The following is a 13078-nucleotide window of genomic DNA, read 5'->3' on the forward strand; positions in this document are numbered from 1 at the left end:
AGGAGCCCACACGATGATAAACTTGAAGGCGCGCCCGGCATTTCGGGCCCACGACTACGGCGGTGAAGCGATGAGCAAGGGAACGGAGACAGAATCCACCGTCCGCAGACACGGCGGGCGGTATATCTATGAGGAATTGCGCAAGCAGATTCTGACGTTGAAGCTCAAGCCAGGCGCGCCGCTCGACGAAGTCTCTCTGGCGGCGCAGTTTGGTCTGTCGCGCTCACCGGTGCGCGACGCGCTTGCGCGCCTCATCAGCGAAGGTCTCGTGACGATTCTCCCGAACCGCACGACGCTCGTGACGCCTTTCGAGATTGAAGAGTTCCCGAAGTACATCTCGGCGCTGGACCTGATTCAGCGCGCGGTGACGCGGCTGGCCGCCCAGCACCGGACGGAAGAAGACCTCAAGCGCATTCGAATGGCAGATGAGGAGTACATGCAGGCGGTCGAAAGCGGCGACTTCCAGGCAATGTCGGAGACGAACAAAGCTCTTCATATCGCCATCGCCCATGCGGCGAACAATCCGTACTTTATTGGGTATTACGAACGTCTGCTTGGAGAAGGGCAGCGCCTCCTGCATCTTCACTTCGACTTCACCGTTACGTCGCCGACCGCGACGAAGCTCGGTCGGGATCACGCGGAAATGATTGACGCGATTGCACAACGGGATGCCGACGAAGCCGAAAAACTGGCACACGAGCACACGATGCTGTTCCAGAAACGGTTCCTTGACTACATGCGGCAGAACATGACGGAATCGTTGGCTATCCTCTAATCGCCAGCCTAGCTCCTCCGAAGGCTGTTCTTTAACAAAGGAGCGGCCTTTTTTGTTACTGGTGAGAAGCGCTTCCCCGCAAGCCCTCCAGAAATGTCCAGAGTTCGGGAGCGTCAGATGTGGCCGCGTTAAACCTAAACCACTCGGACGTATGCTCGCCAGGGCGGAAGTATGAGCCGGGGGCGAGCCAGATTCCCTTTTTGAGGGCTTTGTTTGCGACCGCAATGCTGTCTTCCGGCCGGATCGGCAATCTGGCCCATAGAAAAAGGCCTGCGTTCGGCGTGTGAAATACCTCGAGACCGGCGCTGAGCATCGACTGCGTGATTTTGGCATGAGCGTTGAAGAGCCGCTCCCGGATATGTGCTGTGTGTCGGTCGTAGTGTCCCTCGATCAGAACATTCGCCACGGCACGTTCGGTCACCTCGGACGACGTTAGTCCGACCGCCATCTTCGTCAACGCAAAGCGAGACAGCAGCTCGCGACTGGCTGCAATATAGCCGACCCGCATTGCGGGCGTGATGGTTTTCGAAAAGCCAGACACGTAGATGACGCGTTGCAAACCCTCCATCGCGGCAAGGCAGGGCGCGCCCGCAGGCGCGAGCTCACGCGAAATGTCGTCCTCAACAATCCAGATGCCTTCACGGTCGGCAATCTGCAAAAGCCGGAAGGCCGAGGAAGCGCTCAGCGAAGTCCCAGAGGGGTTTTGCAGAACCGTGTTGACGAACATGATCTTCGGCTTGTGGGCCCTCACGACCTCTTCAAGCTGTGCACTGTCGATGCCTTCGGGCGTGCGCGGAACGCTGACGACATTGACGAAGGCGACTTTCAGGATCTCGAGCAGATTGCAGTAGCACGGATCTTCGACGAGCACAGTGTCGCCGGGTCGCAGCAGTGTGCGAACGATCAGGTCCAATGCCTGCGTGACGCCCTGGGTCAGCAGAACATCATCGCTGCCGACAGACAGCGAGTACCTTCTCAGTGAATTTGCGATGTGTTCGCGCAAAGACGCGAGTCCGTACGGATGACCATAGCCCCCGATACGCGGCCCGGGCACGCGGCTGACCACACGCAGGGCGTGCTGGAGACCGCTCTCGTTTATCCAGTCGTTAGGTATCCATCCGCAGCCAGCTTTGATGGGCACAGTCTTGTCCGCGAAAACATCGGACAGCAACCACGCCTTGTTGAGACTAGGTGCACTCCACGCAGGGGCGGCAGGTGGTTTCGCCGCCGGTGTAGCAATGCGGTAGCCAGCGCCGGCGCGCGCGATCACCAGGCCGAGTGAAACGAGACGCTGATAGGCCTCGGAGACCGTGTAGGTGCTCAGATTGTGGCTCTTCGCGAGGGCGCGGACTGAGGGAAGCGCAGTGCCCGCCGGAAATGTACCTTGTCTGAGTTCCTGTTCGATCGACGACACGATCTGGTCCACCAGCGTGCCTTCGTTCTTGCGGGAGCGCGACAGGTTCAGCTTGAACATTTCAATACAGTTCGAAGAGGATAATCAATACGGTCTGACTGCTCATTGCATGCTGTCCAGTGATTGTAGCGCGCTACCTGGATAAAGTTGGCTCACCTTCACGGAGTCACCAAATGAGCGCGAATCAACCGAACCTGGACCTGACGAAGTTCTGGATGCCTTTCACCGCGAACCGCCAATTCAAGGCTGCGCCGCGACTGTTCAAGGCTGCCAAAGGCATGTACTACACGACGGTCGATGACCGTCAGGTGATGGACGCGACGGCCGGACTCTGGTGCGTCAATGCGGGTCACGGCCGTACCGAAATCACGCGTGCCGTGAGCGAGCAGCTCGAGACGATGGACTACGCGCCAACGTTCCAGATTGGACACCCGCTGGCCTTCCAGGCTGCAGCGAAGGTCGCCGAGTTCATGCCGGCCGGCCTTGACCGCATCTTTTTCACCAACTCCGGTTCCGAGTCGGTCGATACGGCGTTGAAGATGGCGCTCGCCTATCACCGTGCTCGCGGCGAAGGTCAACGTACCCGTTTCATTGGCCGCGAGCGTGGCTACCACGGTGTGGGCTTCGGTGGCATTTCTGTGGGCGGCATCTTGCCGAATCGCAAGGCGTTCTCCGGCAACCTGATGCCGCACGTGGACCATTTGCCGCACACCTACAACGTTGCAGAAACGGCATTCACGCGAGGCCAGCCGACTTGGGGTGCCCATCTGGCTGACGAGCTCGAGCGACTTGTTGCGTTGCACGATGCCTCGACCATCGCAGCGGTCATTGTCGAGCCGCTCGCCGGCTCCACCGGTGTGCTCGTTCCGCCTAAGGGTTACCTCGAACGACTGCGCGAAATATGCACGAAGCACGGCATCCTGCTGATTTTCGATGAAGTGATTACGGCGTTCGGCCGCCTTGGCGCCGCAACCGCGAGCGAAATCTTCGGCGTCAAGCCGGACATCATCACGATGGCCAAGGCCATCAACAACGCGGCTATTCCGATGGGTGCCGTAGCGGCAAGCCGCACGATTCACGACACTGTAGTGAATGCCGGCCCCGAGAACGCGATTGAGTTTTTCCACGGCTATACCTACACCGCGCATCCGGCAGCTGCCGCCGCGGCGATTGCAACGCTGGACATCTACAGGCGCGACCGGCTTTTCGAGCGTGCAAAAGAGCTCTCCGGCGTGTTCGAAGACGCGGCGTATGAAGTGAAGGGTGCCCCGCACGTGAAGGACATCCGCAATCTAGGCCTGGTCGCAGGCATCGAGCTCGAGTCGCGTCCGGGTGCGCCGGGAGCGCGCGCCTACGAGGTCTTCCTGAAGTGCTTCGAAGCCGGTGTGCTGGTGCGTTACACCGGCGACATCCTCGCTTTCTCGCCGCCGCTGATCGTCGATGAGAAGCAGATTGACCAGATCTTCTCCACCGTGCGCAACGCCTTGCGCGACGTGGCCTGAGTTGAATCGCCCGGCCGTCATGGCCAAACTGGAATCCCGGAGTCTTCAAATGAACGTAGCAAGCGAAACGGCAAACCTCTCCGCCAAGCAGGTCAGCCACTTCATCAATGGTCAGGTCGTCGCTCCGTCGAGCGACCGTTTCAAGGACGTCTTCAATCCCGCCACCGGGGAAGTCACTGGCGCAGTCGCCCTTGCTTCTGTGGAGGAAGTCGACCGCGCCGTGCAGGCCGCAGCAGCAGCGTTTCCGAGCTGGAGCGAGATGGCACCGCTCAAGCGTGCGCGAATCCTGTTCAAGTTCAAGGAATTGTTGAACAGGCACCACGACGAACTCGCGATGCTCATCACCCGCGAGCACGGCAAGGTGTTCACCGACGCTCAGGGTGAAGTCGTCCGCGGCATCGAGGTCGTCGAGTTTGCGTGCGGCATCCCGAACCTCCTGAAGACGGACTTCACCGACCAGATCGGCGGCGGCATCGACAACTGGAATCTGCGTCAGCCGTTGGGCGTCGTGGCCGGCATCACGCCGTTCAATTTTCCGGTCATGGTCCCGATGTGGATGTTCCCCGTGGCGCTCGCTTGCGGCAACACATTCATTCTGAAGCCGTCGGAGCGCGACCCGTCGGCTTCCCTACGCCTTGCCGAGTTGCTCAAGGAAGCCGGTCTGCCGGACGGAGTGTTCAATGTCGTGAACGGCGACAAGGTTGCGGTCGATGCACTCATCGAGCATCCGGACGTGGCGGCCATCTCGTTCGTCGGCTCCACGCCGATTGCAGAGTACATCCATACGGAAGCGTCGAAGCGAGGAAAGCGCGTCCAGGCGCTCGGTGGCGCCAAGAATCACCTCGTCGTGATGCCTGACGCTGACCTCGATCAGGCCGTCGATGCACTCATCGGTGCAGCCTACGGCTCGGCGGGCGAGCGGTGCATGGCTATCTCGGTGGCGGTCGCCGTTGGCAATACGGGTGACCAGCTGATCGAAAAGCTGATTCCCCGCGTGAATTCGCTGGTCATCAAGAACGGCGAGAATCTCGATGCGGAAATGGGTCCGCTCGTGACGGCTGAGCATAAGGCGAAAGTCTCCGGTTACATCGAGTCGGGCGAAGCAGAAGGTGCAAAGCTCATCGTGGACGGGCGTGCTCATCCCGTCGCAGCGCAAGACGGCTTCTTCATCGGGGGCACCCTTTTCGATGATGTGCGTACCGACATGAAAATCTACAAGGAAGAAATTTTCGGGCCGGTCCTTGCCGTCATCCGTGTTCCGGATTTCGCCAGTGCGGTCAAGCTGATTAACGCACACGAATTCGGCAACGGTGTGTCGTTGTACACGTCGGATGGCGGTGTCGCCCGGGCCTTCACGCGTCAGATCCAGGTGGGGATGGTCGGTGTCAACGTGCCGATCCCGGTGCCGATGGCATGGCACTCGTTCGGCGGCTGGAAGAAGTCACTCTTCGGCGACCATCATGCGTACGGCGAAGAAGGCATCCGCTTCTATACGCGATACAAGAGCGTGATGCAGCGCTGGCCCGACAGCATCAGCAAGGGCGCTGAATTCACGATGCCGGTCGCAAAGTAATTCCAGCGCAGGTCAGGACCGATTTGATTCTTCAGGAGTGAACTCACTGTGGGTAAGCGAGAAGCGTGAGTGATTTCGGCCGGCTCCGTACCGAAGGCGCCGGCCCTTTTTTTGCCTCCAGATTACAAATCCCGGTCCGATCCGCGGAAGGCGACTTCGAATGCAATCGATTCCCGTGCTACCAGACAAGGAACACACTAATGACTCGTACAAATCTCGACGACAGTACGGCTGCTCAGGAACTTGCCATTGAGGGCGCGTTGGCACCGGCAGAGAGCCATGCTTCCAGCAACCCCATCGAAGGGCACACAGCAACATCACACCATCCTGACGCGCCCGGCGGCACCGTAGACGCGCGATTTGACTGGCTCGATAACGCTAGTCCGTTTGCACAGGTTGAATTTTAAAATCCCGGCGCCTTGATTTTGACGGTAACGCCGGCATTGGCAGCATTCTCGTTGAGGCGGTCGCTGAAATCGAGGCTGGACTCGCAATTGCCGCGCAAGTCGGTGGGTTGGACGGCCGCTCCAAGGCTGCAGGAAGCCTGAACGGTAGGAACGGACCAGTAAATCACAATTGCCTGTGCGATCGTTTTCCATGTGAGTGAGTGATTTTTACTGTTTATCGCCCATTTCAATTGAAAAATGACCACGCCGGCAGCGCCGGGAAAGCAGACTTTTACCAAAGGCAGAGTACGGCAATCGCCAAGTTGACACGAGAAGATGACCTTCCTAAACTGCATACATACTTGCACACAGCCAAACATACCGATTGGTGTATTTGGAAGGCTGTCTCGACGCCAGCCGCTGGGGCTGGAACCAGGTGCACTTCCAGCGTCGGCCAAGCATGGTTCCTGCCGCAGACGCATCAGCCAGGGTAAGACCTGGCGCTCACCTCGGACCGGTTCTCAGGGCAAGCGGTATCGCACCCATACGGAGGACTACTAATGGGGGCGGCGCCGTAGGTTGATTCGGAATTTGGGTGCAAAGCATTTGTTAGACCGAGGCGCAGGGGCAGACCGGAAGGCTTCGGAAATCGATGACGAAATTGTGATGGAGAATGAGATGAAATTGTCTGGTGTGATGCCGGCGTTGGTGACGCCGTTTGACGCGAACAACAAGGTCGACTTTAAGGCGCTCGAGAAGCACATGCTCAATCTGCGTGCTGCAGGAGTGACTGGTTGGGTACCCTTGGGCTCCACCGGCGAATACTTTTCGATGTCGAACGAGGAGCGCGAAGAGGTGCTCCGGTTCGTGAAGGACTTCGCCAACGACAATGAGGCCCTTATCGCGGGCACGAACGCACCAGCAACCCGCGAAGTCATAGAGAACACGGCGAAAGCAAAGGAAATCGGCTACGACACGGTCCTTCTGGCAACGCCGTTCTACACTCGTCCGACACAGGAAGAACTCCTTGCGCATTACCGGACCGTACTGGACGAGACCGGCGTCAACCTCATCCTCTACAACTATCCGCCGAAGGATGGCATCGAAATCTCGTTCGAGCTGATGGACGCGCTTGCTGATGACCCGCGCGTCATCGGCATCAAGGAAAGCTCGGGAGTTCTCCAGCGCGCTATCGACATCTACTCGCGTTACAAAGGCCGCATTGACCTCATCTCTGGCTCCGATGACGTCGCGCTCGATTTCATGTTCTGGGGCGCGGACACCTGGATTTGCGGTCCGGCCAACTGCATGGCGAAGGCTTGCTGTGACCTTGACCGTGTGTTCCGCTCCGGCGAGTTGGACAAGGCGCGTGAAATGATGGCAACGCTCTATCGTGCCATGAACATCCTCGAGAGCGGCAAGTTCGTTCAGAAAATCAAATACGGCTGCGAACTGCAGGGCACGCCGGTCGGTCATGCCCGTGCGCCTCTGGGAGAATTGACGGACGAAGAAAAGAAGGCATTCCGGGCAGCGATGGAGCCCATCCTGAACTGGTAGTGGTCATTGGCGGCTGGAGCGAGATCTCCAGCCAATTGCAAGCGTTCGCGGGGAGTATTTGTGGCACCTATCGTTGTCATCGGCGCTGGAATCATTGGAACCACCATCGCGTACGACCTGCAGCGACGCGGCCAGTCGGTTGTACTTGTCGACCGGGACGCGCCTGGTAAAGGGGCGTCGTTCGGCAACATGGCCAGTATTGCAGTGACGGAATTCATGCCGGCATCGCGCCCGGGAGTTTGGGCGCAAATGCCGAAGTGGATGCTGGACCCAGAAGGTCCCGTACGGATTCGACCCGGCTACATGCCGAAGCTCATACCGTGGTTCATGCGTTTTCTCTCTGCGAGCCGGCCTTCAAAGCTGCGTGAGCTGGAAGCCGCTGGAGCGGTACTGTGCGGCCGCGTCTACCAGGACCTGGACGCGCTTCTCAAGGAAACCGGCCTCGAGCACATGCTGAGCAAGGAAGGCTGCCTCAGCCTGTACACCGACGAGGCGGAGTTCCGGGCCGACCGCGAGCATATCGAAATCCTTGAGCGCTTTGGATTCCAGCATCAGGTCCTGGATGGGAGTGCCATTCGTGACCTGGAGCCAGCGCTGACGCACAAAATTGGGAAGGCCGTTCTCTTTCCGGACAACCGGTCTATCGCGGACCCATACAAGCTAGTCGTAGCGCTTTCAGATCAATTCAAGGTGCTCGGTGGTCGAATCGAACAAGGCGAAGTCGGCGGCTTCGAGCATGCCGAAGATGGAATCTCGGCGGTCAGACTGAAAGACGGTCGCCTACTGGAGGCGAGCCAGGTTGTGCTGGCCGCCGGAGCATTCACCGGTCGCCTATCTGCGCTACTGAATGAGCACATCCCGCTCGAAACCGAGCGAGGCTATCACACGCAGATCATGGCGCCGGGCATCTCCATGAAGCATTCGATCATCTGGCCCGCCAAAGCCTTCATGGTGACGCCTACTGCGGGTGGCATTCGCGTCGGTGGCACTGTGGAAATGGCAGGCCTCGACGCACCCCCGGACTATCGACGAGCGAAGGTTCTTGTGAAGCGAGCCAGGGAGGCGCTTCCCGAACTCAAGGCCGAACAGACCAGCGAGTGGATGGGTCATCGGCCAGCGCTTCCGGACACGGTCCCTGTCATGGGGCGGTCGGCCAGGCGTCGCAACGTGTTTTACGCCACGGGGCATGGACACCTCGGACTCACGTATGGCGCGACCACGGGCCGATTGATGGCCGACCTCATCACAGGCGTTACGCCGCCCGTAGACATGAGGCCCTATCGCGTCGACCGGTTTTAACTGATTTGAACTATCGGCAAGGCAATCTTTATGCGAAACGAACTTTACATCGATGGCAAGTGGGTCAAGCCCGTCAACGGCGAGACGCGCGATGTCATCAATCCGGCAACGGAAGAAGTCATTAAGACAATCAGCGCTGCCTCGGCTGAAGATGTGGACATTGCCGTCAAGGCCGCGCGTCGGGCGTTCGACCACGACGGTTGGCCCAGACTGAGCGGTGCTCAGCGCGCCAAATACCTCCGAGCCATTGCGAAGGGCATCCGCAAGCGTCAGGAAGAAATATCGCGTCTCGAATCCATCGATAACGGCAAGCCGTTTCCGGAAGCAATGTGGGACATTGGTGATGCTGCGGGCTGCTTCGAATATTACGCGGGTCTCGCAGAAGAGCTTGACAACCACCCCGAAGAAAAAATCCAGCTGTCCGATGGCCGATTCACGTCGAAGGCCGTGAAGGAGCCCATCGGTGTGGCGGGCGCAATCATCCCGTGGAATTACCCGTTGTTGATGGCGGCATGGAAAGTGGCGCCGGCACTCGCCGCAGGCTGCACGGTGGTCCTGAAGCCCGCGGAAGTGACCTCGCTGACGGCATTGGAGCTGGCAGCCATTGCGCACGAAGCGGAACTGCCGCCTGGCGTGCTGAATATCCTCACGGGCTCTGGCTCTGTTGCCGGTCAAGCGATCATCGACCACAAGGGCGTGGACAAGCTGGCCTTCACAGGCTCAGGCCCGATTGGTTCGCAAATCATGGCAGCCGCAGCACGCGACATCAAACGCGTGAGCCTCGAGCTGGGTGGCAAGTCGCCCTTCGTTGTTTTCGAGGATGCTGACATTGAACAGGCCGTCGAGTGGATTATGTTCGGCATTTTCTGGAACCAGGGGCAGGTGTGCTCGGCCACGTCGCGTGTCCTGGTGCAAAAGGGCATTTACAACAAGCTGCTTGCACGACTGATTGAAGAAACAAACCGCATCAAGGTTGGCAACGGTCTTGACGACGGTGTCCTTCTTGGACCGCTGGTTTCGAAGCACCAACACGAGCAGGTTGTGGCCGCCATCGAAGCCGCGAAGGCAGCGGGTGCGACGGTTGCTGCGGGTGGGACGCGCCCCAAAGGCTTCGACAAGGGCTACTACCTGCGTCCGACCATCCTGACGGATGTGCCGCTCGACAGCGATGCATGGGTCGAGGAGATCTTTGGTCCGGTCGTCTGCGTGCGTCCGTTTGAGACTGAAGAAGAGGCCGTCGCGCTCGCCAATGATTCGCGCTTCGGTCTTGCCGCGGCTGTGATGTCGAAGAATGATGCGCGCGCCGAACGGGTTGCCGCTGCCTTGCGTGCCGGCATTGTCTGGATTAACTGCTCGCAGCCAACATTCACCGAAGCGCCGTGGGGCGGTTACAAGCAATCTGGCATCGGCCGCGAACTGGGTCGCTGGGGCCTCGATAACTACCTCGAGACCAAGCAGGTGACCAGATTCGTCGGCGAAGAACCTTGGGGCTGGTACATCAGGAAGAGTTAAAGCAATGACCGTTGAGGGCCCCTCGGTATCGAGGGGCCCCATAAACTGCGTTAGTTCCGGCGAAGACGCGCTATCAGGTTGCGGAGCATGGCGGCGCGCTTGTTGCCGGAGACACGCGAGTTATCGATGACTCGTCCAGGCAGCCCGCGGTGGTCCGTGGCAGAGGGGAACCGCCGGCGAGTCCTTAGGCAGAGGGATTGAATTGAACAAACCGCTTGATGGTCAAACTATTCTCGTCACCGGCGCTACAGGCGGTATTGGCGCTGCCATCGTCGAGCGGCTCGCTTCTGAAGGCGCGCGGCCAATCATCCACTACGGTCGTGACAGAGCGAAAGCGCAGTCACTTTTAGCTCGCATCGAAGGCAACGGCGCAATCATTCAGGGCGACTTGTCGACTGCCGACGGCCCTTTTGAACTCTGGCGCGGAGCCATCGACATTGCTGGTCACATTCACGGCCTAATCAACAACGCTGGTATTCGTACTGAAGTCACGGTCGACGCCAGCCCTGCGGAGTGGCGCGCCGTTTGGCAGAAGGAGTTTCAAGTGAATGTTTTCGCTGCAGCCGACTTGTGTCGTGAAGCGGTCAAACACTTCAAATTGCACGGCGGTGGGCGGATCGTCAATATGTCGAGTCGGGCGGCCCAGAGGGGCTACGCGGCCAATGCCATGCCTTATGGCGCGACCAAGGCTGCGCTTGCGAACCTGACGAAATCTATCGCGCGCTCATTTGGGACCGACGGCATAACCGCTGTGAATATCTCGCCTGGGTGGGTGCTAACCGATATGGCAGAGGACTTCGTTGAAAAACATGGAATGTCCGCTGCAGTCGCCGATATCCCAATCGGCAAAATGGCTGCACCGTCGGAAGTGGCAGAACTGGTTTGCTTTGTCTTGCGGCCGTCGCAAGCGTCGCTGAACGGCGCGACTCTCGATGTGAACGGTGGTAGCTATATTCGTTAGCAGGATTCGCAAAACAGTGATGTGACGCCGAAGTCTCCGCTCGACGACGACCCAATGTAAAGTCGGATCGAGCAAACATATAACGCGTGAGTCTCCTGATGGAATCCAGCACGGTCCGCCTCAATCTCGATGAGTTGTACAGGCTTGCGTGTGAGGTGCTTCTGCGCAACGGCATGTCTCAATCCCACGCAACTGCGGTCGCAAAGTCGTTGGTGGCAGGACAGCGAGACGAGTGCCATTCTCACGGCGTGTATCGTCTGCTTACCTGCGTCAACGCGTTGCGTTCCGGGAAAGTCTCGGGCAACGCTGAACCGGAGGTCATTGATGCAGCGCCTGGCTTGGTGCGCGTCGATGCAAAGTCGACCTTTGCTCAAGTGGCTTTCGAAAAGGCGTCCCCACTGCTCGTTCGCAAAGCGAAAGAGAGCGGCATCGCCGCATTGGCCATCAATCATTGCTACCACTTCTCCGCTCTCTGGCAGGAAGTCGAACACCTGGCTGAGCATGGTGTCGCTGCGATGGCGATGACGCCCGCCCACCCCTGTGTCGCTCCGGCAGGAGGAACGAAGCCGCTGCTCGGAAACAATCCGTTCGCGTTCGCCTGGCCTCGACATGGTAAAAATCCGTTTGTCTTCGATTTTGCCACCAGTGTGGTCGCCCGCGGAGAGATTGAACTTGCCCGAAAGAAAGGGGAGTCGCTGCCCGACGGCTGGGCGCTCGACGAGAACGGTCAGCCAACCAATGACCCCGGGAAAGCATTGGAGGGCGCGTTGCTCACATTCGGTTCGCACAAGGGCTCGGCGCTGTCGGCAATGATTGAGCTTCTTGCCGGACCTTTGTTGAGCGACTCGATGAGTTTCGAGTCGCTGCAGTCGTATGCTGAAAGTGGGGTGCCGCTGCCTCGAGGAGAACTCATACTTGCGTTTTCGCTAGAGCGCTTTGCTGTTGGGACAGCTCGCGAGAATCAGGAGCACGCGGAGCTTCTGCTCGATAAGATCGTGGAGCAAGGGGCGAGATTGCCTTCGCAACGAAGATTTGCGGCACGAGCTAGAAGCATTGCCGATGGTGTGGTTCTCAGCGAGTCACTTTACAACGAGATTCGCGCGCTGTAGTGCTGGTTCGCCTCGGGGAATTTCGCCGCGTCGGGTCAGTTACATTCCGACATGTGAACGAAAACGTACCTGACTTTTTAACCATAGTTGGAGGAAGCTAACATGGCAGACGAGAAAGTCGCGCTGGTCACGGCGGGTGGTTCGGGTATGGGTGCCGCCGTCGCTCGACGGCTCAGCGCAGATGGCTACAAGGTTGGGGTGCTGTCGTCTTCAGGCAAAGGCGAGGCGCTAGCATCGGAACTCGGTGGAATCGGTGTGACCGGCTCCAACCAGTCGAACGACGACATCGGCAAACTGGTCGACCTGGCCATTGCGCGCTGGGGACGTATCGACGTGCTAGTCAACAGCGCAGGGCACGGTCCACGCGCCGCGCTGCTCGAGCTTACCGATGAGCAATGGCACCAGGGAATCGACACATACTTCCTGAACGTGGTTCGACCGACTCGCCTCGTCGTATCGCACATGAAGAAACAGCGCGCGGGCGTCATCATCAACATCTCGACGGCCTGGGCGTTTGAGCCAAGCGCGATGTTTCCGACGTCGGCGGTCGCTCGGGCAGGTCTTGCTGCCTTCACCAAGCTATTCGCAGACGAGCACGCGAGTGAAAACATCCGGATGAACAATGTCCTGCCCGGGTGGATTGACAGTCTTCCCGCGACGGAAGAGCGTCGTCAAAGCGTTCCGATGCAACGATACGGCACCAGCGAAGAGATCGCGGCAACGGTTGCGTTTCTCGCGTCGGACGGCGCGGCGTACATCACGGGACAGAACATCCGGGTCGATGGCGGGCTGATGCGCTCCATTTGATCCGTGCCCGTCTTAGCAGGATGTCCGGCCCCGGAAGAAAGGGGCCGCGTGCAATCTCGCCTGGATAGCGGCGCGATGGACGAGGCTGCCCGGAAAGTGGCGCTGCTCGGAAGGCAAGCATGGGAAAAGATATCGAAAAGTGCTCGTATTTCGATAGGAATTTGCAGAAAGGTCGTCGCGGCT

The 13078-nt window shown here is 59.0% G+C and carries 12 protein-coding genes; 10 read left to right on the forward strand and 2 right to left on the reverse strand.

The genetic code is table 11. The features are described from left to right. Positions 1 to 13: 13 nt before the first annotated feature. Complete coding sequence (locus tag AB3X96_RS34895) at positions 14 to 775, forward strand: GntR family transcriptional regulator (RefSeq protein ID WP_368593271.1); 762 nt, start codon at positions 14 to 16, stop codon at positions 773 to 775. Positions 776 to 830: 55 nt separating this feature from the next. Here the strand turns inward: AB3X96_RS34895 and AB3X96_RS34900 are convergent, their stop codons facing one another. Continuing rightward, a complete protein-coding gene (locus AB3X96_RS34900) occupies positions 831 to 2249 on the reverse strand; it encodes a PLP-dependent aminotransferase family protein (RefSeq protein ID WP_368593272.1) in 1419 nt (472 codons plus the stop codon). A 113-nt stretch (positions 2250 to 2362) separates the two neighbouring features. On the opposite strand from AB3X96_RS34900, the gene AB3X96_RS34905 reads away from it, so the two are divergent. From AB3X96_RS34905 to AB3X96_RS34915, 3 genes are all read left to right on the forward strand, one after another. Further along, positions 2363 to 3691 carry an aspartate aminotransferase family protein gene (locus tag AB3X96_RS34905; protein WP_368593273.1) on the forward strand — a complete coding sequence of 443 codons (1329 nt, stop codon included), beginning with the start codon at positions 2363 to 2365 and terminating at the stop codon, positions 3689 to 3691. 49 nt (positions 3692 to 3740) lie between these two features. Next, a complete protein-coding gene (locus tag AB3X96_RS34910) occupies positions 3741 to 5264 on the forward strand; it encodes a CoA-acylating methylmalonate-semialdehyde dehydrogenase (protein ID WP_368593274.1) in 1524 nt (507 codons plus the stop codon). Positions 5265 to 5464: 200 nt separating this feature from the next. After that, complete coding sequence (locus tag AB3X96_RS34915; protein ID WP_368593275.1) at positions 5465 to 5671, forward strand: hypothetical protein; 207 nt, start codon at positions 5465 to 5467, stop codon at positions 5669 to 5671. On the opposite strand, the gene AB3X96_RS34920 is transcribed toward AB3X96_RS34915, so the two are convergent. Next, positions 5668 to 6108 carry a hypothetical protein gene (locus AB3X96_RS34920; protein WP_368593276.1) on the reverse strand — a complete coding sequence of 147 codons (441 nt, stop codon included), beginning with the start codon at positions 6106 to 6108 and terminating at the stop codon, positions 5668 to 5670. The two genes, AB3X96_RS34915 and AB3X96_RS34920, sit on opposite strands and share 4 nt — an antisense overlap. Positions 6109 to 6328: 220 nt before the next feature. Here AB3X96_RS34920 and dapA point away from each other — a divergent pair, with 220 nt between their 5' ends. The 6 genes from dapA (at position 6329) to AB3X96_RS34950 (ending at position 12895) form a co-directional block, all read left to right on the forward strand. Further along, the gene (gene dapA / locus AB3X96_RS34925; RefSeq protein ID WP_368593277.1) at positions 6329 to 7207 is read left to right on the forward strand and encodes a 4-hydroxy-tetrahydrodipicolinate synthase; all 879 of its coding nucleotides are present in this window, start codon (positions 6329 to 6331) and stop codon (positions 7205 to 7207) included. Between the two features lie 60 nt (positions 7208 to 7267). Continuing rightward, a complete protein-coding gene (locus AB3X96_RS34930) occupies positions 7268 to 8506 on the forward strand; it encodes an NAD(P)/FAD-dependent oxidoreductase (RefSeq protein WP_368593278.1) in 1239 nt (412 codons plus the stop codon). Positions 8507 to 8536: 30 nt separating this feature from the next. Then, positions 8537 to 10018, forward strand: a complete 1482-nt coding sequence (locus tag AB3X96_RS34935; RefSeq protein ID WP_368593279.1) for an aldehyde dehydrogenase family protein — start codon at positions 8537 to 8539, stop codon at positions 10016 to 10018. Between the two features lie 202 nt (positions 10019 to 10220). Continuing rightward, a complete protein-coding gene (locus AB3X96_RS34940; RefSeq protein WP_368593280.1) occupies positions 10221 to 10979 on the forward strand; it encodes an SDR family NAD(P)-dependent oxidoreductase in 759 nt (252 codons plus the stop codon). Positions 10980 to 11077: 98 nt separating this feature from the next. Further along, entirely contained in the window at positions 11078 to 12088 is a 1011-nt protein-coding gene (locus tag AB3X96_RS34945) for an Ldh family oxidoreductase (protein ID WP_368593281.1), read from the forward strand. A gap of 102 nt (positions 12089 to 12190) precedes the next feature. Continuing rightward, positions 12191 to 12895, forward strand: a complete 705-nt coding sequence (locus AB3X96_RS34950) for an SDR family oxidoreductase (RefSeq protein WP_368593282.1) — start codon at positions 12191 to 12193, stop codon at positions 12893 to 12895. Positions 12896 to 13078: the final 183 nt, after the last annotated feature.

The sequence above is a fragment of the Paraburkholderia sp. BR13439 genome, from assembly GCF_040948805.1.
In the GTDB taxonomy this organism is placed as follows: Bacteria; Pseudomonadota; Gammaproteobacteria; order Burkholderiales; family Burkholderiaceae; genus Paraburkholderia; species Paraburkholderia youngii.